17 protein-coding genes are annotated in these 19,359 nt (G+C 70.4%); 9 read left to right on the forward strand and 8 right to left on the reverse strand.

Annotated elements, in window-relative coordinates:
* Positions 1–192: 192 nt before the first annotated feature.
* The 4 genes from C6N40_RS08915 (at position 193) to gstA (ending at position 4,469) form a co-directional block, all read left to right on the forward strand.
* On the forward strand, positions 193–1,635 hold the full coding sequence (locus tag C6N40_RS08915; RefSeq protein ID WP_106990672.1) for a cryptochrome/photolyase family protein: 1,443 nt from the start codon (positions 193–195) through the stop codon (positions 1,633–1,635).
* Positions 1,636–1,708: 73 nt separating this feature from the next.
* Complete coding sequence (locus tag C6N40_RS08920) at positions 1,709–3,169, forward strand: WS/DGAT/MGAT family O-acyltransferase (protein WP_106990673.1); 1,461 nt, start codon at positions 1,709–1,711, stop codon at positions 3,167–3,169.
* Positions 3,162–3,788, forward strand: coding sequence for a peptide-methionine (S)-S-oxide reductase MsrA (msrA, locus tag C6N40_RS08925; RefSeq protein WP_106990674.1), 627 nt, complete (start codon positions 3,162–3,164; stop codon positions 3,786–3,788). The genes C6N40_RS08920 and msrA overlap by 8 nt, the downstream gene beginning before the upstream one ends.
* A 78-nt stretch (positions 3,789–3,866) precedes the next feature.
* On the forward strand, positions 3,867–4,469 hold the full coding sequence (gstA, locus tag C6N40_RS08930) for a glutathione transferase GstA (protein ID WP_106990675.1): 603 nt from the start codon (positions 3,867–3,869) through the stop codon (positions 4,467–4,469).
* Here gstA and speB read toward each other — a convergent pair whose 3' ends face one another.
* The 4 genes from speB to aptA are packed head-to-tail and all read right to left on the reverse strand — an operon-like array spanning position 4,470 to position 9,418.
* Positions 4,470–5,363 (reverse strand): agmatinase, encoded by an 894-nt coding sequence (gene speB / locus C6N40_RS08935; protein ID WP_106990676.1) that lies wholly within the window; start codon positions 5,361–5,363, stop codon positions 4,470–4,472. It abuts the gene before it with no gap.
* A 16-nt stretch (positions 5,364–5,379) separates the two neighbouring features.
* Positions 5,380–6,882: a CoA-acylating methylmalonate-semialdehyde dehydrogenase gene (locus tag C6N40_RS08940; protein ID WP_106990677.1), complete on the reverse strand. Its 1,503-nt coding sequence runs from the start codon at positions 6,880–6,882 to the stop codon at positions 5,380–5,382.
* Positions 6,883–6,886: 4 nt separating this feature from the next.
* Positions 6,887–8,002 carry an alanine dehydrogenase gene (gene ald / locus C6N40_RS08945; protein WP_106990678.1) on the reverse strand — a complete coding sequence of 372 codons (1,116 nt, stop codon included), beginning with the start codon at positions 8,000–8,002 and terminating at the stop codon, positions 6,887–6,889.
* A gap of 51 nt (positions 8,003–8,053) precedes the next feature.
* The gene (gene aptA, locus C6N40_RS08950) at positions 8,054–9,418 is read right to left on the reverse strand and encodes an omega-aminotransferase AptA (protein WP_106990679.1); all 1,365 of its coding nucleotides are present in this window, start codon (positions 9,416–9,418) and stop codon (positions 8,054–8,056) included.
* 111 nt (positions 9,419–9,529) lie between these two features.
* On the opposite strand from aptA, the gene C6N40_RS08955 reads away from it, so the two are divergent.
* Positions 9,530–10,075, forward strand: coding sequence for a cupin domain-containing protein (locus C6N40_RS08955; protein WP_106990680.1), 546 nt, complete (start codon positions 9,530–9,532; stop codon positions 10,073–10,075).
* Positions 10,076–10,085: 10 nt separating this feature from the next.
* Positions 10,086–11,588: an aldehyde dehydrogenase gene (locus C6N40_RS08960; protein WP_106990681.1), complete on the forward strand. Its 1,503-nt coding sequence runs from the start codon at positions 10,086–10,088 to the stop codon at positions 11,586–11,588.
* A gap of 3 nt (positions 11,589–11,591) precedes the next feature.
* Here C6N40_RS08960 and C6N40_RS08965 read toward each other — a convergent pair whose 3' ends face one another.
* Positions 11,592–13,109 (reverse strand): MFS transporter, encoded by a 1,518-nt coding sequence (locus tag C6N40_RS08965; RefSeq protein WP_106990682.1) that lies wholly within the window; start codon positions 13,107–13,109, stop codon positions 11,592–11,594.
* Positions 13,110–13,240: 131 nt separating this feature from the next.
* Between C6N40_RS08965 and C6N40_RS08970 the strand changes: the two genes are divergently transcribed.
* Together C6N40_RS08970 and C6N40_RS08975 are read left to right on the forward strand one after the other, a co-directional pair.
* Positions 13,241–14,506, forward strand: coding sequence for a ferredoxin reductase family protein (locus tag C6N40_RS08970; RefSeq protein ID WP_106990683.1), 1,266 nt, complete (start codon positions 13,241–13,243; stop codon positions 14,504–14,506).
* Positions 14,507–14,584: 78 nt separating this feature from the next.
* Positions 14,585–15,118, forward strand: a complete 534-nt coding sequence (locus tag C6N40_RS08975; protein WP_162782164.1) for a hypothetical protein — start codon at positions 14,585–14,587, stop codon at positions 15,116–15,118.
* Here the strand turns inward: C6N40_RS08975 and C6N40_RS08980 are convergent, their stop codons facing one another.
* From C6N40_RS08980 to C6N40_RS08990, 3 genes are all read right to left on the reverse strand, one after another.
* Positions 15,119–15,634 (reverse strand): hypothetical protein, encoded by a 516-nt coding sequence (locus C6N40_RS08980; protein ID WP_162782165.1) that lies wholly within the window; start codon positions 15,632–15,634, stop codon positions 15,119–15,121.
* Positions 15,635–15,794: 160 nt separating this feature from the next.
* Positions 15,795–17,084 carry an NAD(P)/FAD-dependent oxidoreductase gene (locus C6N40_RS08985; protein ID WP_106990686.1) on the reverse strand — a complete coding sequence of 430 codons (1,290 nt, stop codon included), beginning with the start codon at positions 17,082–17,084 and terminating at the stop codon, positions 15,795–15,797.
* 1 nt (position 17,085) lies between these two features.
* Positions 17,086–18,453, reverse strand: a complete 1,368-nt coding sequence (locus C6N40_RS08990) for a glutamine synthetase family protein (RefSeq protein WP_106990687.1) — start codon at positions 18,451–18,453, stop codon at positions 17,086–17,088.
* Positions 18,454–18,587: 134 nt separating this feature from the next.
* Between C6N40_RS08990 and C6N40_RS08995 the strand changes: the two genes are divergently transcribed.
* Complete coding sequence (locus C6N40_RS08995) at positions 18,588–19,358, forward strand: gamma-glutamyl-gamma-aminobutyrate hydrolase family protein (RefSeq protein ID WP_106990688.1); 771 nt, start codon at positions 18,588–18,590, stop codon at positions 19,356–19,358.
* Position 19,359: the final 1 nt, after the last annotated feature.

The raw sequence follows: 19,359 nt of genomic DNA on the forward strand, positions 1-19,359 counted from the left end.
CTGCAACACGTTTCGACGCCCCGGTTCGCCGGGGCGTTTTTTTTGGGGTCGGAGGTGATTTGGCCCGATCTTCCCCGGGGCCTGGGGTACACCGGGCCAAATCACATCCGACCCCTGCCTTCGGCCCGCGCATTCACGGGCTCCGGACGCCGCCGTGGGCTACCGTAAGCGATCCCCGCCCTCGACCTTCCCATGTCCCACGCCCTCGTCTGGTTCCGCCGTGACCTGCGCCTGTCCGACAACCCGGCGCTGCAGGCCGCGCTCGACGCCGGCCACGTGCCGGTACCGGTCTACATCCATGCCCCCGACGAGGAGGCGCCGTGGGCACCCGGCGCGGCCAGCCGGGCCTGGTTGCGGCGCTCGCTGCAGGCGCTCGACGCCGACCTGCGCGCGCGTGGTTCGCGCCTGGTCATCCGCCGGGGCGACAGCCTGTCGGAAATCGAGAAGCTGATCGCCGAAACCCGGGCCGAGGCCCTGCACTGGAACCGGCTGTACGAGCCGGCCAGCATCGCCCGCGACACCCGCATCAAGCAGGGCCTGAAGTCGCGCGGACTGGTGGTTGAGAGCCACAACGCCGCGCTCCTGGCCGAGCCCTGGACCGTGCAGACGGGGCAGGGCGCGCCCTACCGGGTGTTCACGCCGTTCTGGAAGAACGTGCGACCGCGCCTGTCGGTGTTGCCGGTGCCGGCCGCGCCGGCGCGGCTGCCGGCGCCACCCGTGGACCTGCTCTCCTTCGACGCCGACGACCTGGGCCTGGCGCCGCCCGCAAACGAACCGCGCTGGGACGAGGGCTTCTGGGCGCACTGGCAGCCCGGCGAGGCCGGCGCCGCCGAACTGCTCGACGCCTTCCTCGAGGGCGCCGCGCACGGCTACAAGGAACAGCGCAACTACCCCGACCGGATCGCCACCTCGAAGCTCTCGCCGCACCTGCACTTCGGCGAGGTGTCGCCGCGCGCCGTCGTCTCGGCCGTGCTGGCGCGCGACTGGCCGGCGGCGGTGAAGCCCGACATCGAGCACTTCCTCAGCGAGCTGGGCTGGCGCGAGTTCAGCCACCACCTGCTGTTCCACTTCCCGCACACCGCGCAGGACAACCTCAACCCGCGCTTCGAGGACTTCGACTGGGCCGACCCCGACCCGCGCCTGCTCGAGGCCTGGCGCCGCGGCCGCACCGGCGTGCCCATCGTCGACGCCGGCATGCGCGAGCTCTGGGCCACCGGCTGGATGCACAACCGCGTGCGCATGGTGGTGGCCAGCTTCCTGACCAAGAACCTGCGCTGCCACTGGCGCCATGGCGCCGACTGGTTCTGGGACACGCTGGTGGACGCCGACCTGGCCAACAACACCCAGGGCTGGCAGTGGACTGCCGGCACCGGCGCCGACGCGGCGCCGTACTTCCGCATCTTCAGCCCGGTGGCGCAGGCGGAGAAGTTCGACCCGGCCGGCAAGTACGTGCGGCGCTGGGTGCCCGAACTGGCGAAGCTGCCGGACTCGGCGCTGTCCGCGCCCTGGGAGCACGCCGACCTGCTGGCCCGGCTTGCGCCGGCGTATCCGCGTCGCCCCGTGGTCGACCTTCGCGCCAGCCGCGAGGCCGCGCTCGCGGCGTACTCGGGACCCAAGACCAGGCCGCCGGCCTGAGCGGGGCCGCGCGCGGCGCCGATTGACGCCTCCGCGCCCGCGCCGGCATCCTGCGGTGACGAGGGGAGGGAACATGGCCAAGGCAAGCAGCAAAGTCCGCAAGGAGCCGATGTCCCGCGTGGACACCGCCTGGCTGCGCATGGAACGCGCGACCAACCTGATGATGATCACCGGCGTGCTGATGCTCGAGACGCCGCTGGGCATCCGCGAGCTGCGCAAGGTGATCGAGCAGAAGTTCCTCTCCTATCCGCGCTTCCGGCAGAAGGCCGTCGACGGCCCGACGGGCGCCTTCTGGCAGGACGACACGGATTTCGACCTCGACTGGCACATCCGGCTCACCGCGCTGCCGGGCAAGGGCGGCAAGCGCGAGCTCGAGCGGCTGACCAGCCAGCTGGCGTCCACGCCGCTCGACAAGTCCAAGCCGCTCTGGCAGTTCCACCTGGTCGAGCGCTTCAACGGCGGCTCGGCCCTGATCGCCCGCATCCACCACTGCTACGCAGACGGCATCGCGCTGGTGCAGGTGCTGCTCTCGCTGACGGAGATGCAGCTCGACGACAAGCGCAAGGCGGCGCTGGCAAAGCGCTGGCTCAAGAAGGAAGAGCACGCGCCGGTGGCCAAGCGCGTGGGCGCGATCGATCGCTACATGAAGCTGGGCAACAAGGTGCTCGAGAAGGGCATGGACCTTTATCGCGACCCGACCCTGGCCGCGGTGCTGGCCAACGAGGGCGTGGAGATCGCGCGCGAGATCGGCCATGCGCTGGCGCTGCCAGACGATCCGGAGACGGTGCTCAAGGGCCGGCTGGGCGTGTCCAAGCGCGTGGCCTGGGCCGAGCCTCTGGCGCTCGACGAGGTCAAGTCGGTCAGCAAGGCGCTGCACTGCACGGTCAACGACATCCTGCTGGCCTCGGCCAGCGGCGCGCTGCGCAGCTACCTGCTCGAGCGCGGCGAGTCCATCGACGGCGTCACCATCCGCGCCACCGTGCCGGTGAACCTGCGTCCGCTCGAACATGCCAAGCAGCTGGGCAACCACTTCGGCCTGGTGTTCCTGGACCTGCCGGTGGGCGAGGCCAACCCGATGCGCCGGCTCGAGCGCGTGGCCGACTGCATGCGCGTGCTGCGCAAGTCGCGCCAGGCCGTGGCCACCTTCGGCGCGCTGGCCGCGGTGGGCATGGCACCCGAGGCGGTGCAGGCCTTCGCCCTGGAGATGTTCAGCCGCAAGGCTTCGGCGGTGGCCACCAACGTGCCCGGGCCGCAGATGCCGCTGTATTTCGGCGGCAGCAGGATCAGCGACCTGATGTTCTGGGTGCCGCAGACCGGTTCGATCGGCCTGGGTATCTCGATCCTGAGCTACAACGGCCAGGTGCACTTCGGCCTGATCGCCGACGCGCGCCTGATGCCGGACCCGGACTCGGTGATCCGCCGCTTCCGCCCCGAGTTCGAGAAGCTGCTTTACCTCGCGCTGATGGCGCGCTGGGAAGGCGAGTTCTGCTCGGAGGCCGCCGAGGCCCTGCTCGAAGAGTCCACCGATGTCTGATGCGTTTTGCGAGATTCCGGGCCAGGGCCTGCGCGTGCCGCCCTCGGCGGTGCCGGACCCGGTCGACGACATCGGCGCCGCCGACGACCGCGGCGAAGCGGTGCTGGCCGGCGGCTGCTTCTGGTGCACCGAGGCCGTGTACCGGCAGCTCGCGGGCGTGCTCGGCGTCGTGCCCGGCTATGCCGGCGGCGATGCCGCCACGGCCAACTACGAGGCCGTGTGCAGCGGCCGCACCGCGCACGCCGAGGCCATCCGCATCACCTACGACCCGGCGCGGCTGAGCTACGGCCAGTTGCTCAAGGTGTTCATGTCGGTCGCCCACGACCCCACCCAGCGCAACCGCCAGGGCAACGACATCGGCCCGCAGTACCGCTCGGCGCTGTTCCCGCTCGACCAGGCCCAGGCCCGCGTGGCCCGCGCCTACCTCGACCAGCTCACCGCCGCGGGCATCTACGCCGCCCCCATCGCCACCACGATCGAACCGCTGCCGGCCTTCTACGAAGCCGAGCGCTACCACCACGACTACGCCGCCCGGAACCCCGGCCAGCCCTACATCCGCGCGGTGTCGATGCCCAAGGTGGAGAAGCTGGCCAAGGCCTTCCCGGGCAAGCTGCGGTAACGGTTCGTTGCGCCGCCGCCGCTTGGCCGGCGGGCGGGAAGGGCGCACCCTAGCGGCTTCCTTGCCCCGGAGTCACCCATGAAGCTCTATTACATGAAGGGCGCCTGCTCGCTCTCCCCGCACATCGCCCTGCGCGAAATCGGCCAGCCCTTCGAACTGATCGCCGTGGGCCGCGACAAGAAGACCGCCGACGGCCGCGACTTCACCACCATCAATCCCTACGGCTACGTGCCGGCGCTGGAGCTCGACGACGGCCAGGTGCTGCTCGAGGGCCCCGCCATCGTGCAGTACATCGCCGACCTCAAGCCCGAGGCGGGCCTGGCCCCGGCCGCCGGCACGCTCGATCGTTACCGGCTGCAGTCGGCGCTGACCTTCATCAACGCCGAGATCCACAAGCTCGTCGGCGCGCTCTTCAACCCGGCCTTCCGCGCCGAGGACAAGCCGGCCCAGGTCGAGAAGATCCGCCTGCGCCTGGACCAGTTCTCGGCCCAGGTGGGCGAGCGCGAGTGGCTGGTGGGCGATCGATTCGGCGTCGCCGACGCCTACCTGTTCGTGGTGCTGGGCTGGCTGCCGAAGTTCGGCGTGCCGCTGTCGGAGTGGCCGAACCTGGCCGCGCACAACGCCCGCGTCGCCGCGCGCCCGGCCGTGCAGGCGGCGCTCAAGGCCGAAGGCCTGGCCTGATCAGGCGGTCGGGCGGCAGGCGGCGACGGCCAGCAGTTCCTGCGCCACCGACGCCGCCGCCAGCGCGGTGATCTCGGCGTGGTCGTAGGGCGGGCTGACCTCGACCACGTCCATGCCCACCACGCGCAGGCCGGCCAGCCCGCGCACGAGGCGCAGCGCCTCGTGCGTGCTGAAGCCGCCGACCACGGGCGTGCCGGTTCCCGGCGCGAAGGCCGGGTCCAGGAAATCGACGTCGAAGGTGATGTAGCAGGGGTGGTCGCCGACGCGTTCGCGGATGGCGGCCACCGCCGCATCCACGCCGATGGCGTGCAGCTCGCGCGCGTCCACCACCCGGTAGCCGTGGGTCTCGGCGTTGTGGGTGCGCATGCCCAGCTGGATCGAACGCGCCGGGTCGACGATGCCTTCCGCGGCGGCGTGGAAGAACATGGTGCCGTGGTCGATGCGGCCGACCTCGTCGCGCCAGGTGTCGCTGTGGGCATCGAAATGCACCAGCGCCAGCGGCCCGTGCACGGCATGCAGCGCCTGCAGGATCGGATAGCTGATGAAATGGTCGCCGCCCAGGGCCAGCGGCAGCACGCCTTGCCCGGCGAGGCCCGCGAACGCGGCGCGGATGGCCGCAGGGGCCTCGTGCGGGCGGCCCGGGTCGAAGTGCACGTCGCCGCCGTCGACCACGCGCAGGCGCTCGAGCGGGTCGAAGTCCCAAGCATAGGGCGGGCACCAGGCCAGCATCAGCGAAGCGGCGCGGATGGCGCGCGGGCCGAGCCGGGTGCCGGAGCGGTGCGTGGTGGCCAGGTCGTAGGGCACGCCGAGCACGACCACGTCGGCCTGCGAGAAATCGCTGGCCGGCGGGCGACGAAGGAAGGTGGGGAGGCCGGCGTAGGTCGGTTCGGTCACGTCGGCCTCCGGCGGCTCACTTCATGGTGGGCATCACGAACTCGGGGTCGCGCACGCCCGTGGGCCAGCGCGCGGTGACGGTCTTGAGCCGGGTGTAGAAGCGCACGCCGTCCGGGCCGTGCATGTGCAGCGGGCCGAACAGGCTGCGCTTCCAGCCGCCGAAGCTGTGGAAGGCCATCGGCACCGGGATCGGCACGTTGATGCCGACCATGCCCGCCTGCACGCGGTGGGCGAACTGGCGCGCGGCGTCGCCGTCGCGGGTGAAGACCGCGGTGCCGTTGCCGTACTCGTGGTCGTTGACCAGGGCGAGTGCGGACTCGAAGTCGGGCGCGCGCACCACGCACAGCACCGGCCCGAAGATCTCCTCGCGGTAGATGCGCATGGCCGGGGTGACGTGGTCGAACAGGCAGCCGCCGAGGAAGAATCCGTCCGGCGAGCCATCCACCCGCAGGCCGCGGCCGTCCACCACCAGGGTGGCGCCCTCGGCCACGCCGGTGTCGACGTAGCCGCGCACCTTGTCGCGGTGCGCGCCGGTGACCAGCGGACCCATGTCGGGGTCGCCCTGGCAGCCCGGGCCCACGCGCAGGGCCTCGACCATCGGCTTGAGCTTCGCCACCAGCGCATCGGCGGTGCGCTCGCCCACGCAGACGGCCACCGAGATCGCCATGCAGCGCTCGCCGGCGGAGCCGTAGCCCGCGCCCAGCAGGGCCGAGGCGGCCTGGTCGAGGTCGGCGTCGGGCAGGATCACCATGTGGTTCTTGGCGCCGCCCAAGGCCTGCACGCGCTTGCCGTTGGCCGAGCCGCGCGCGTAGATGTATTCGGCGATCGGCGTGGAGCCGACGAAGCTGATCGCCTGCACGCGCGGGTCGTCGAGCAGGGCGTCCACGGCCAGCTTGTCGCCGTGCACGACGTTGAACACGCCGTCGGGCAGGCCGGCTTCCTTAAGCAGCCGCGCCAGGATCATCGGCGCGGTCGGGTCGCGTTCGCTGGGCTTGAGCACGAAGGTGTTGCCGCAGGCCAGGGCCACCGGGAACATCCACATCGGCACCATGCACGGGAAGTTGAACGGCGTGATGCCGGCCACCACGCCCAGCGGCGCGTATTCGGTCCAGGAGTCGACCTCGCGGCCGACGTTCATCGAGTGCTCGCCCTTGAGCAGGTGCGGCGCGCCGCAGGCGAACTCCACCACCTCGATGCCGCGGGTCAGCTCGCCGCGGGCGTCGGCCAGCACCTTGCCGTGTTCGGCGGTGATGGCGGCGGCGATCTCGTCGACGTGCTCCTCGAGCAGCGCCTTGTAGCGGAACAGGATGCGCGAGCGCGCCAGCGGCGTGGTCGCGGCCCAGGCCGGGAAGGCGGCCTGCGCCGCCGCGACCGCGGCCGACACGTCGTCGGCCGAGGCCAGGGCCACCTGCGCCTGCACGGCGCCGGTGGCGGGGTCGAACACCTCGGCCCACCGCCCCGAACCGCCATCCGACGGTTGGCCGTGGATGAAATGCGGGATGCGGCGGACGTTGGTCATGGCATCAGCCCCTCAGCGCCGTGGCGGCCGGCACGTAGTCGTAGCCCAGGTCGCGGGCGACCGCTTCGAAGGTGATCTTGCCGGCGTGCACGTTCAGGCCGTTGAGCAGGTGCTCGTCCTCGAGCATCGCCTGTACGCCCTTGTTGGCCAGCTTCACCGCGTAGGGCAGGGTGGCGTTGGTGAGCGCGAAGGTCGAGGTGCGCGCCACGCCGCCGGGCATGTTCGCCACGCAGTAGTGGATGATGCCGTCGACCTCGAAGGTCGGGTTCTGGTGCGTGGTGGCCTTCGAAGTCTCGAAGCAGCCGCCCTGGTCGATGGCCACGTCGACCAGCACCGAGCCGGGCTTCATCAGCTTCAGCTGCGCGCGGCTGACCAGCTTGGGCGCGGCCGCGCCCGGGATCAGCACGGCGCCGATCACCAGGTCGGCGTGCGGCAGCAGCTCCTCGACGGTGTCGATGGTGGAGTAGAGCGTGGTGATGCGGTCGCCGTAGAGCTCGTCGATGTACTTGAGGCGGTCGAGCGAGCGGTCGAGGATGGTGACGCGGGCGTTCAGGCCCATGGCCATGCGCGCCGCGTTCAGGCCGACCACGCCGCCGCCGAGCACCAGCACGTTGGCGGGCTTGACGCCCGGCACGCCGCCGAGCAGCACGCCGGCGCCGCCCTGGGCCTTCTCAAGCGCGTGCGCGCCGGCCTGGATGGACATGCGGCCGGCCACTTCCGACATCGGCGCCAGCAGCGGCAGGCCGCCCTTGCGGTCGGTGACGGTTTCATAGGCGATGGCGGTGCAGCCGGACTTCACCAGCGCCGCGGTCTGCTCCGGATCGGGCGCCAGGTGCAGGTAGGTGTAGAGGATCTGGCCCGGGCGCAGCATGGCGCACTCGACCGGCTGCGGCTCCTTGACCTTGATGATCATGTCGGCGCGCTTGAAGATCTCCTCGGCGCTGTCGACGATCTCGGCGCCGGCCTTCTCGTACATCTCGTCGGTCAGGCCGATGGCCTTGCCGCCGTCGCGCTGCACCAGCACCTTGTGCCCGTGCGAGGCCAGCTCGCGGGCGCCGGAGGGGGTGAGGCCGATGCGGTATTCGTGGTTCTTGATTTCCTTGGGGACGCCGATAAGCATGGAACTGCCCTCCCGGGGCGGTGATTTCTGTCGTTTTGGAAGGCCGCCCGGTCAGGCGGTGGCGCGTATGGTAGCCGCGAGCCGGTCGAAAATCCGGTCGATGTGTTCCTTGTTCAGGATCAGCGGCGGCGACAGGGCGATGACGTCGCCGGTGCACCGGACCATCAGGTTCTGCTCGAAGTAGCAGCGGTTGAAGACCTCGTAGCCGCGCTGGCCCACGCCCTCGGGCCGGGCCGCCAGCTCGACCGCGCCGACCAGGCCGTAGTTGCGGACGTCGATGACGTTGGGCAGGCCCTTGAGCGAGTGGATCGCATCTTCCCAGTAGGGACCGAGCTCGATGGACTTCTCGAACAGGCCCTCGGATTCGTACACGTCCAGGGTGGCCAGGGCGGCAGCGCAGGCCAGTGGGTGGCCGGAGTAGGTGTAGCCGTGGAAGAGCTCGATGGCGCCCTCCGGGCCGTGCATGAAGGCGTCGTGGATGCCCTTGGAGGTGAAGACCGCACCCATCGGCACCGCGCCGTTGGTCAGGCCCTTGGCGGTGGTGATCATGTCCGGCACGACCCCGAAGCGCTGCGCCGCGAAGGCCTTGCCGACGCGCCCGAAGCCGGTGATCACCTCGTCGAAGATCAGCAGGATGCCGTGCTTGTCGCAGATCTCGCGGATGCGCTTGAGGTAGCCCTCGGGCGGCAGCACCACGCCGGCGCTGCCGGAGATCGGCTCGATGATGACGGCGGCGATGGTGCTGGCGTCGTGCAGGGCGACGATGCGCTCGAGGTCCTCGGCCAGCTCGGCGCCGCGTGCCGGCAGGCCGCGGCTGAAGCCGTTGCGCTTGATGTCGAGCGTGTGCGGCAGGTGGTCGACGCCCGGCAGCATCGAGCCGAAGAACTTGCGGTTGTTGACCATGCCGCCGACCGAGATGCCGCCGAAGCCGACGCCGTGGTAGCCCTTCTCGCGGCCGATCAGGCGGGTGCGCTGGCCCTCGCCGCGAACGCGGTGGTAGGCCAGGGCGATCTTGAGCGCGGTGTCGACCGACTCCGAGCCGGAGTTGGTGAAGAAGACGTGCTTGAGCGGGTCGGGCGCGATGGCCGCCAGCCGCTCGGCCAGGATGAAGGGCAGCGGGTGGCCCATCTGGAAGGCGGGCGCGTAGTCGAGCGTGGCGGCCTGCTTCTGGATGGCGCCGACGATGTGCGGATGGCCGTGGCCGGCGTTGACGCACCACAGCCCGGCGGTGCCGTCGAGCACCTCGCGGCCGTCGACGCTGCGGTAGTACATGCCTTCGGCGCTGGCCAGCAGGCGCGGCGACTTCTTGAACTGGCGGTTGGCGGTGAAGGGCATCCAGAACGCGTCGGTGCGTTCGGGCGTGGCGGTCGCCAGGGCCTGCAGGTCGTGGGCGGAGGGGGTGTCGGAGGAGGACATGGCGGGACTCGCGAGGGCACTTGGGCTAAGGTGGGGCAACGCTAGCAGCGTTGAATAAACTTTACAAACGGTGTCAAATATTCAGCAACCATCCCCCGGCGAGGCCAACCATTGGACATCGGCATCCGGCTCCAGGCCGTCCGCAAGAGCAAGGGGCTGAGCCAGCGCGAGCTGGCCAAGCGGGTGGGGGTGACCAACTCCACCATCTCCCTGATCGAGCAGAACAAGGTCAGCCCTTCGATCAGCTCCCTGAAGAAGGTGCTCGACGGCATCCCGATCTCGCTGGCCGACTTCTTCACCCAGGACCTCGAGGACAGCGGCGACAGCCCGTTCTACGAGGCCGGCGAGCAGCCCGACGTGGGCAACAACGACATCCACTATTTCCTGATCGGCCACCGGCACAACAACCGCCGCATGTGCGTGCTGCGCGAGGTGATGCCGCCGGGCAGCGACACCGGCGAGTCCATGATCACCCACGAGGGCGAGGAGGGCGGGGTGGTTCTGCAGGGGCGGGTGGAGATCACCGTCGGCAGCCAGACCCGCGTGCTCGGCCCGGGTGAAGCCTATTACTTCGAGTGCCGGCAGCCACACCGCTTCCGCAGCGTCGGCGACGAGGACGCGATCATCGTCAGCGCCAGCACGCCCCCCACTTTCTGAGGCCCACGCCATGACCCAGCCCAAGACCCGCATAGACTGGGAGCACCTTGCCTCCCGCCTTTCCCCGCGCCACCAGGCCTTCATCGACGGCCGCTGGGTGGATGCCGCCAGCGGCAAGACCTTCGACTGCCTGAGCCCGATCGACGGCCGCGTGCTCGCGCACGTGGCCGAGTGCGGCTCCGAGGACATCGACCGCGCCGTGCGCGCCGCGCGCCGCGCCTTCGACAAGGGCGACTGGTCGCAGGCAAGGCCGGCCGCGCGCAAGAAGGTGCTGGTGCGCTTCGCCGAGCTGATCAACCAGCACGCCGACGAACTGGCCCTGCTCGAGTCGCTGGACATGGGCAAGCCGATCTCCGACGCGCTCAACGTCGACGTCGCCGCCTCGGTGCGCTGCATGTCGTGGACCGGCGAGGCCATCGACAAGGTCTACGGCGAAGTGGCCGCCACCGGCCCGGACGAGCTGGGCCTGGTGACGCGCGAGCCGCTGGGCGTGGTGGGCGCCATCGTGCCCTGGAACTTCCCGATGCTGATGGCCTCCTGGAAGATCGCACCGGCCCTGGCCATGGGCAATTCGGTGGTGCTCAAGCCGTCCGAGAAATCGCCGCTCAGCGCCCTGCGCCTGGCCGAGCTGGCCATCGAAGCCGGCATCCCCGAGGGCGTGTTCAACGTGGTGCCCGGCTTCGGCCGCGGCGCCGGCGAGCCGCTGGCCATGCACATGGACGTCGACGGCCTGGTGTTCACCGGTTCGACCGCCGTCGGCAAGCACCTGATGGTCTGCGCCGGCATGTCGAACATGAAGCGGGCCTACATGGAATGCGGCGGCAAGAGCCCGAACATCGTCTTCGCTGACGCGCCCGACCTCGAGCAGGCGGCCAGGGCGGCGGCCGTCGGCATCTTCTACAACCAGGGCGAGGTCTGCACCGCCGCCTCGCGCCTGCTGGTGCAGCGTTCGGTCAAGGACGAGTTCGTGGCCATGGTGGCGAAGTTCGGCGCCGAGATGCAGCCGCGCCACCCGCTAGACCCCGGCGCGCCGATGGGCGCGATGGTGGACGAGGCCCAGACCCGCCGCGTTCTCGACTACATCGCCAAGGGCCAGGCCGAGGGTGGCCGCGTGGTGATCGGCGGCGAGCGCCTGCAGACCGTGGACGGCGGCTGCTACATCGCCCCGACCATCTTCGACGACGTGGCCCATGGCCACACCATCGCCCGCGAGGAAATTTTCGGGCCGGTGCTGAGCGTGATCGGCTTCGACGACGAAGCCGAGGCCCTGGCCATCGCCAACGACAGCGAATACGGCCTGGCCGCCGGCGTGTTCACCTCCGACATCAGCCGCGCCCACCGCGTGGCCCGCAAGCTGCGCGCCGGCAGCGTCTGGGTGAACTACTGGGACGGCGGCGACATGACCGCGCCCTTCGGCGGCTACAAGCAGTCGGGCAACGGCCGCGACAAGTCGCTGCACGCCTTCGACAAGTACACCGAGGTGAAGGCGACCTGGATCAACCTGGCGCCCTGAGTCTCAGGCGATCGGCGCCGGCCCCTCGAGGCGCCGGCGCAGGGCGATGATCACTGCCATGCCGGCCAGGCTCAGGCCGCCGCAGAGCCAGGCGGCCTGTTCCAGGGTGCGGGTGTAGACGGTCCGGGCGGCGGCCAGCATCGGCTCGCCGGCGGCGCCCAGTTCGCGCGCCGCACCAACGGCGCCACCGAGAGTATCGCGCGCGGCGTCCAGCGCCGCGGGCGGCAGGCCCGCCGGCAGGCTGGTGTCGATGCCGCCGCGGTAGAGCGCGGTGACGATGCTGCCCAGCACCGCGATGCCGAGCGCGCCGCCGAATTCGAAGCTGGTTTCCGACATGCCCGAGGCCACGCCCGCGCGTTCCGGTGCCACGGCCGACATCACCAGCCCGGTGGTCAGCGCGCCGATCGGCGCCAGGCCCAGGCAAAAGACCGTGTAGCCGAGCATCAGCCAGCCGAAGGGCAGCGCGCCCAGCTGCGTGAGCAGGGCGAAGCCGAGCACCGACAGGCCCAGGCCGCCGGCGATCACCTGGCCCACGCCAAGCCGCCGGGCCAGCGGCGGCCCGGCCAGCGAGCCGAACACGAACACGATGCCCGAGGGCAGGGTCCAGAGCCCGGCCTCGAGCGGCGAGAGGCCGAGCACGAGCTGGAAATACTGGGCGATGAACAGGAAGAAGCCGAAGGCCACGAACATCGTGATGATGTTGCAGGCCAGGGCGGCGCCGAAGCGCGGCTCGGCGAACAGGCGCACGTCGATCATCGGGTCGGCCAGCCGGCGCTGCCGGCGCAGGAAGGCGGCCGCCAGCAGGGCGCCGAGCACCACGGCCAGCAGCGGGATGGCGGCGAGACCGCCCTCGGCCAGGCGCTTGATCCCGTAGATCACCGACAGCACGGCGGTGGTCGCCAGCACGGCGCTGGCCAGGTCGAGCCGGCCGGCGTTCTCGTCGCGGAATTCCGGCAGCAGCAGCGGCCCGAGCACCAGCAGCAGGAGCATCGCCGGCACGGCGATCAGGAACACCGAGCCCCACCAGTAATGCTCGAGCAGCAGGCCGCCGAACAGCGGCCCGAGGATGCCGCCGGCCGAGAATGCCGCCACCCACACCCCGATGGCGAAGCCACGCTGGGCCTCGTCCAGGAACATGTTGCGGATCAGCGACAGCGTCGAGGGCGAGAGCGTGGCTGCCGTGACGCCGAGCAGGGCCCGGCTGGCGATCAGCATTTCCGCGCTGGTGGAAAACGCCGCCAGCACCGAGGCCGCGCCGAACGCTGCGGCGCCGATCATCAGCAGCCTGCGCCGGCCGATGCGGTCGCCCAGCGTGCCCATCGTCACCAGGAAGCCGGCCAGCAGGAAGCCGTAGATGTCCACGATCCACAGCAGCTGGGCGGAACTGGGCCGCAGCTGCTCGGCGATCTGCGGCAGTGCCAGGTACAGCACCGTCAGGTCCATCGAATAGATCAGGCAGGGCAGGGCCAGCACGGCCAGGCCGATCCATTCGCGGGCGGTGGCTTGGGCAGGGGCGGGCATGCGTCGGGCGGGCTCTGGCTGTGCGACAGTATGCCCGCCGGGCGTCGGGCGGGGCGCGCTTGATGCGCGTCAAGCCCCGGCGGCCGCAGGAAGCACAAACTCACGGTATCCAAGCGCGGGGGCCACGAGCCATGCGAGTTAAGTCGGGCGTTTTCCTTCCGTTCCTGGCGGTCGTTTCGCTGGCCGTGGTGCTGGCCGAGGTCCCGTCCGCCACCTGGGCCTCCACCGGCACCCTGAGCCTGGCCAGCGGCGTCACCGCCCTGGTGTTCATGGCCATGGCGGCGCTGCTCGGCTCGCGCTGGACCTGGCTCGAGGACGTGTTCGGCGGCCTCGACCGTGTTTACGAGGTGCATAAGTGGCTCGGCGTCTGGGCCCTGGTGCTGGCCTCGGTGCACCTGGTGTTCAAGGCGGGTGCCCCCGAATGGGAGGTGGCCTCGATCCTGGCGCTGCCGCCTTACTGGACGCGCCTGGTGCGGCAGCTGAGCTACGTGGCGCTGGTGGTGATCGTGCTGCTGGCGCTCAACCGCAAGATCCCCTACGGGCAGTGGCGCTGGTGGCACAAGCTGTCCGGCCCGCTGTTCGTGGTCGTCGTTTTGCACTGGCTGAGCTTCAAGTCGCCGATCGCGTTGGGCTCGCCGGCGGGCCTGTGGCTGGCCACCTGCGCCACATTCGGTCTGGCGGGCGCCGCCTGGAAGCTGCTGCTGTACCCCTTCCTGGCCCCGCACGCCGAATACAGGCTAACCCACGTCGAACCCGGCGTGGCCTCGGTGCGGCTCGAACTCGAGCCGGTGGGCAAGCCCGTGCCCTTCGAGGCCGGGCAGTTCGCCTTCCTGCGCTTCCTGCACGCCGGCCTGCGCGAGCCACATCCGTTCACGATCGCCAGCGGCACGGGTGCCGGCAAGCCGGTGCAGTTCGTGATCCGGGCGCTGGGTGATTACACCGACCGCCTCGTGGCCGAGGCCAAGCCGGGCATGCGCGCCGAGGTCTACGCGCCGTTCGGGCGCTTCAAGCGTCCCGCCGGCGGTGGCCATGAGGTCTGGATCGGCGGCGGCGTGGGGCTCTCGCCGTTCATCGCCTGGCTGCACGACGGTTCGCGCCAGGACCTGGCCAAGGTCACGCTGTTCAACTTCCAGACGCCGGGCCGCGGTTTCCCCGGGGTGGAGGAACTGGCGGCCGATGCCCGCATGCGCGGCGCCGACTGGGTGGAGGTGAGCGACGGGCCCGATTCGCCCGTCTTCGCCGATCGCTTCGGCTGGCTCGTCGGGCAGGTAGGCGCCGATCGCGTCTCGGTCTGCTTCTGCGGCCCCAGGGGCCTGCTCACCAAGGTGCGCGCCGAAATGGCCCGCCTCGGCGTGCCGGCTTCGAAGCTGCGCTACGAGCAGTTCGAGTTCCGCTGAGCCCCCTGGCGGGCCCCGCGGGCCGGAAATGGCGCCGGCGCCCGTTTGCTGCATTCAGGCAAACAAGGGGAGCCCGCCATGTCCGGACGGACCATCGCCGTACCCAGCGTCGTGGTTTACCTGGTCGCCCTCGGCGTCCTGGGGCTGGTCGCCTTCCTGGTGGCGCTGATCACCGACCGCAACCCGCTGCCGTTCCCCGACAGGGACTATCACGTGTTCTCGGCCAGCTCGCCCGAGGCGCTCATCGCGCTGGAGCAGCTGATGCAGAACCAGGGCCACCGGCCGCGCTTTCGCATCGATTCGCCGGGGGTCGACCGCACCGTCTTCAGCAACGGCACGATCATCAACCATCCGAGCCCGGAGATGTTCAATGCGCTGGGCCAGCCCGCCGGTGCGCTGGGCTTCGTGGTCGACGATCCCGAGGCCGCGGCGCGCGACGCCGTCGCGCTGCTTCAGGCTGCCGGCCTTCAGGCCGAACTGGTGCTGGATGCCGAACCCGGCCTGCCCATCGCCTTCGTCAAGACCAACGCGCTCATCAGCGGCGCGATCGTCTACCGCAAGCACGTGCTGGAGATGGGCCAGAAGCCGCCGGCCTGGACGCCGCGGAGCTAGTCAGCGCCGTATCGTCTGCTCGCCGAGCGCGAAGGCTTCGATGGCGTCGGCCAGCGGGCGAAGCAGCGGCGTGTCACCCGCCTGCTCGCAGCGCCGGATAATCCCGAAGTAGCGCCCCCTGACGCAGGACTCCAGCGTGTCCGTGTCCCCGTCGCAGAACCCAGGGTCCTGGTCCGATGCCATCTGAGGAAAATTTCCCTCGAGCAGCATGGTCCGGAAGGCCTCGGCCGATGAGGCGTCGAGGGCGTTCTTGGTTGTGGAGGTCACTTCCCAATCAAAGGGGCTTTCCATCAATTCGTGCGTGACCTCACCGCCGCGTTCCAATCGAATGGTTACCCGCGCGGCCCTCATTTGTCCCCCGATCGGGATGCTTGTGCGCGAGAGCACATAGATCTCCGGCGCGTTCGTGGATTCGAAGCCGCATACATCGCCAAGCCATTCGCCGCGATAGCGATTGACCTGCATCTCACGGAGTGCATGGATTGCCTGGCGATGCCGGAGGTCGGCGATATCCAAGGCAGGGGTCTTGATCCGATCCGCACCTAATGGCGCCGGGGCAGCGGGGGGCGATTGGCCGAAATGGATAGCCGCGGCGACCGCTAGGGACAGGAGGAGCACAAGGAAGGCGATTCGAGGCAAGCTCGGCGATTGCCTGCGCCGCCACGGCGTGTTGTGTTTACCAGAGCGCATCACGCAGCTTGTACCACGCCATCGCGGCGACCAGCAGGGGCGTGCGCAGGGCGCGGCCGCCGGGGAAGGGGCGGTGCGGGATGCGGGCGAAGGCGTCCAGGCGCGAGGCCTGGCCGCGGATGGCCTCGGCGATGACCCGGCCGGCCAGGCCGGTGGCGGCCACGCCGTGGCCGCTGAAACCCTGGGCGAAATAGACGTTGTCGCCCAGCCGGCCCCAGTGCGGGGCGCGGTTGAGGCTGATGTCGATCAGTCCGCCCCAGACCTGCTCGAACTTCACGTCGGCCAGCTGCGGGAAAACCCGGCGCAGGCGCCCGGTCATCACGCCCGGCAGGTTGGGCGGGGGCAGGGTGGAGTAGCTGGCGCGGCCGCCGAAAAGCAGCCGGTGGTCGGCGCTGAGCCGGAAGTAGTCCAGCGCCCAGTTGATGTCGGCCACGGCCATGTCGTTGCGGATCAGGGCGCGGGCGCGCTCTTCGCCCAGCGGCTCGGTGGCGCCGACGTAGGTGCCCACCGGCATGATCTTGCTGTCGAGCTCCGGCGCGATGCCATGGGCGAGCGCGTTGCCGGCCAGCACGACGAAGCCGGCCTCGACCTCGCCGCTGGCGGTGCGCAGCACGGGCCGCGCGCCGCGCGTTAGCGAAAGCACCTCGCTGCGCTCGAAGATGCGTGCGCCGGCCGCCTCGGCGGCGCGGGCGACGCCCAGGGTGTAGTTGAGCGGATGCAGGTGGCCCGAGCGCGGGTCGAACAAGGCGCCGATGTAGCGCGGGCTGGGCAGCACGGCCTGCAGCTGCTCGCGCTCCCACCAGTCCACGGCGTAGCCGTAGTTGTTCGCCAGGTCGGCCTGCCAGCCCTTGAGCTCGGCGACGTGGCGCGGCTTGATCGCCACGTGGGCGTGGCCGTCGCGCCAGTGCGCGTCGATGCCGTGCCGGGCGATGCGTTGCTTCACCAGCTCGACGCCTTCGACCGACCAGTCGAACAGCCGTTTCGATTCCTCGGGGCCGAGCATTGCCGCGATCTTCGACTGGTCGCAGCCGAAACCGAAGATCACCTGGCCGCCGTTGCGGCCGCTGGCGCCCCAGCCCACGCGTTCGGCCTCGAGCACCACCACGTCCAGGCCGGCTTCGGCCAGTTCGAGCGCGGCCGAAAGGCCGGAAAGCCCGGCGCCCATCACCGCCACGTCGCAGCGGATGCGTCCCCCGAGCGCCGGCCTCGCCGGCGAAGGCGTGGCCGAACGCGAGTACCACGAGTCCACGTGCGCCGCGGGCTTGCGCACGGCCATGTCAGACCTGCCGCAGGTACCAGTCGACTTCCAGCGAGGTCACCTCGCGCTGGAAGCTGCGCAGCTCCTTGAGCTTCTGCTGGCCGTAGATGTGCCGGAAGCGCTCGCCGAAGTGCCGCACGACGAAGTCGCTGGCCAGGAAATCCTGCAGGGTGTCGCGCCAGTACAGCTCGCGCGGCTCGCCCTGCTCGTAGGCGTTGCCCACCGTCGGCGCGCCCGGGTCGCCCTTGTCGCGCAGGCCCTGCAGCATGCCGGCCAGCACCGCGGCGGTGACCAGGTAGGGGTTGGCGTCGGCACCGGCGATGCGGTGCTCGATGCGCACGTTGTCGCGGTTGCTGTGCGGGATGCGCATGGCCACCGTGCGGTTGTTGAAGCCCCAGGCGTCGTTGAGCGGCACGAAGGCGTTGAGCACGAAGCGCCGGTAGCTGTTGGCGTGCGGCGCGAACATCAGCATGCAGTCGCGGCTGGCGGCCTGCAGGCCGGCCACGGCGTGGCGCAGCGCGTCGCTGGGCGCGGACGGCTCGCAGGCGAAGATGTTCTTGCCCTGCGCGTCGAGCACGCTGGCGTGGATGTGCGCGCCGCTTCCGGCCTGGTCGGCGAAAGGCTTGGCCATGAAGCTGGCCAGCAGCCCGCGCCGGGTGGCGACGGCCTTGATGGCGCGCTTGAGCATGATCGCGTCGTCGCAGGCCTGCAGCGCGTCGGCGCGGTGCTTGAGGTTGATCTCGAACTGGCCGGGTGCGTATTCGGCCACGGCGGTGTCGGCCGGGATGCCCTGGGCGCGGCAGGCGGCGGCGACCTCGTCGGTGAATTCGCGGTAGTCGTCAAGGTCCTGGATGTAATAGACCTGCGTACTGAGGTTGCGCTCGCCGGTGCCCGGGTTGCGCGCCACCTGCGGGTGGCCGCGTCCGTCGAGCTGGTTGTCGAGCAGGTAGAACTCCAGTTCCACCGCCACCACCGGGGTCAGGCCCTGGGCCTGGTACTCGGTCAGCACGCGCCGCAGTACTTCTCGCGGCTGCACTTCGAACAGGCCGCCAGCGCCGTCTTCCATCTGCAGCAGCAGCTGGGCCGAGGGGCGGGGCTGCCAGGGCACGGGCCGCAGGCTGCCCGGCACCGGCCGGCAGATGCGGTCCTCGTCGCCGATGTCGTAGCCCAGGCCGGTTTCCTCGACGGTGTTGCCGGTGATGTCGGTGGCGATCAGCGACATCGGCAGGCAGACGCCGTCCTTGTAGATCTTCTCCAGCGCGTCGCGGCTGATGCGCTTGCCGCGCAGCAGGCCGTTCATGTCCGGCAGCAGCAGGTCGACCTGCTCGCAGTCCCGGAGCTGGGCCAGGGTGGCGGCGTCTTGGTCGGGCAGGGCGAGTTGGGTCATTTCGGGGCATCCGCGGCGGTCGCCGGAGTCTAGCATCGGCGTCCGCAATGTAAAGAATCCTCATCATTTGGACCCCCGCGTTGATAAAATCAAACGGCCGGGGTAAGGTCGGCCATCCCCTCGCCGAGGCTCGTATGCGTCCAAGCCCGCTGGTCGGCCTGCCCTGCGATCGCAAGCAGTTCGGTCACCACCCCTTCCAGGCGGTGGGCGAGAAATACGTGCGGGCGGTAGTGGACGGAGCCGGTTGCCTGCCGGTGCTGCTGCCCTCGCTGGCGCCGCCGCTCGGGCACGACGACCTGCTCGACCAGCTCGACGGCCTGCTGCTCACCGGCGCGCCCAGCAACATCGAGCCGCACCACTACGGCAACGAATCGAGCTACGAGGGCAACCTGCACGACCCGGCCCGCGACGCGAACACGCTGGGCCTGGTGCGGCTGGCGATCGGGCGCGGCCTGCCGGTGCTGGCCATCTGCCGCGGCCTGCAGGAAGTGAACGTGGCGCTGGGTGGCACCCTGCACCAGAAGGTGCACGAGATCGTCGGCTTCAATGACCACCGCGAGGACAAGTCCGAGCCGCTGGGCGTGCAGTACGCGCCGTCGCACCCGGTCGAGCTGGCCGAGGGCGGCTGGCTGCACCGCATCGCCGGCACGCGCGAGGTGATGGTCAATTCCCTGCACGGCCAGGGCCTGCGCGACCTCGCCCCCGGCCTGGTGGTGGAGGCGACGGCGCCCGACGGCCTGGTCGAGGCCGTTCGCCTCGACCGCGGCCGCCCCGATGCCCCTGATCCATTCCTCCTGGCGGTGCAGTGGCACCCGGAGTGGAGGGTCACCGAGAATCCTTTCTACCTGGGCATCTTCCAGGCGTTCGCGGCGGCCTGCCGCCAGCGCGCAGAACAAAGGCAGTAAA

It is taken from the genome of Arenimonas caeni, assembly GCF_003024235.1.
Classification (GTDB): Bacteria; Pseudomonadota; Gammaproteobacteria; order Xanthomonadales; family Xanthomonadaceae; genus Arenimonas; species Arenimonas caeni.

Coding starts and splice junctions, on each gene's coding strand:
- C6N40_RS08915 (WP_106990672.1), top strand. CDS start 193: ATGTCCCACGCCCTCGTCTGGTTCCGCCGTGACCTGCGCCTGTCCGAC.
- C6N40_RS08920 (WP_106990673.1), top strand. CDS start 1,709: ATGGCCAAGGCAAGCAGCAAAGTCCGCAAGGAGCCGATGTCCCGCGTG.
- msrA (WP_106990674.1), top strand. CDS start 3,162: ATGTCTGATGCGTTTTGCGAGATTCCGGGCCAGGGCCTGCGCGTGCCG.
- gstA (WP_106990675.1), top strand. CDS start 3,867: ATGAAGCTCTATTACATGAAGGGCGCCTGCTCGCTCTCCCCGCACATC.
- C6N40_RS08940 (WP_106990677.1), bottom strand. CDS start 6,882: ATGACCAACGTCCGCCGCATCCCGCATTTCATCCACGGCCAACCGTCG.
- ald (WP_106990678.1), bottom strand. CDS start 8,002: ATGCTTATCGGCGTCCCCAAGGAAATCAAGAACCACGAATACCGCATC.
- aptA (WP_106990679.1), bottom strand. CDS start 9,418: ATGTCCTCCTCCGACACCCCCTCCGCCCACGACCTGCAGGCCCTGGCG.
- C6N40_RS08960 (WP_106990681.1), top strand. CDS start 10,086: ATGACCCAGCCCAAGACCCGCATAGACTGGGAGCACCTTGCCTCCCGC.
- C6N40_RS08965 (WP_106990682.1), bottom strand. CDS start 13,109: ATGCCCGCCCCTGCCCAAGCCACCGCCCGCGAATGGATCGGCCTGGCC.
- C6N40_RS08970 (WP_106990683.1), top strand. CDS start 13,241: ATGCGAGTTAAGTCGGGCGTTTTCCTTCCGTTCCTGGCGGTCGTTTCG.
- C6N40_RS08975 (WP_162782164.1), top strand. CDS start 14,585: ATGTCCGGACGGACCATCGCCGTACCCAGCGTCGTGGTTTACCTGGTC.
- C6N40_RS08985 (WP_106990686.1), bottom strand. CDS start 17,084: ATGGCCGTGCGCAAGCCCGCGGCGCACGTGGACTCGTGGTACTCGCGT.
- C6N40_RS08990 (WP_106990687.1), bottom strand. CDS start 18,453: ATGACCCAACTCGCCCTGCCCGACCAAGACGCCGCCACCCTGGCCCAG.
- C6N40_RS08995 (WP_106990688.1), top strand. CDS start 18,588: ATGCGTCCAAGCCCGCTGGTCGGCCTGCCCTGCGATCGCAAGCAGTTC.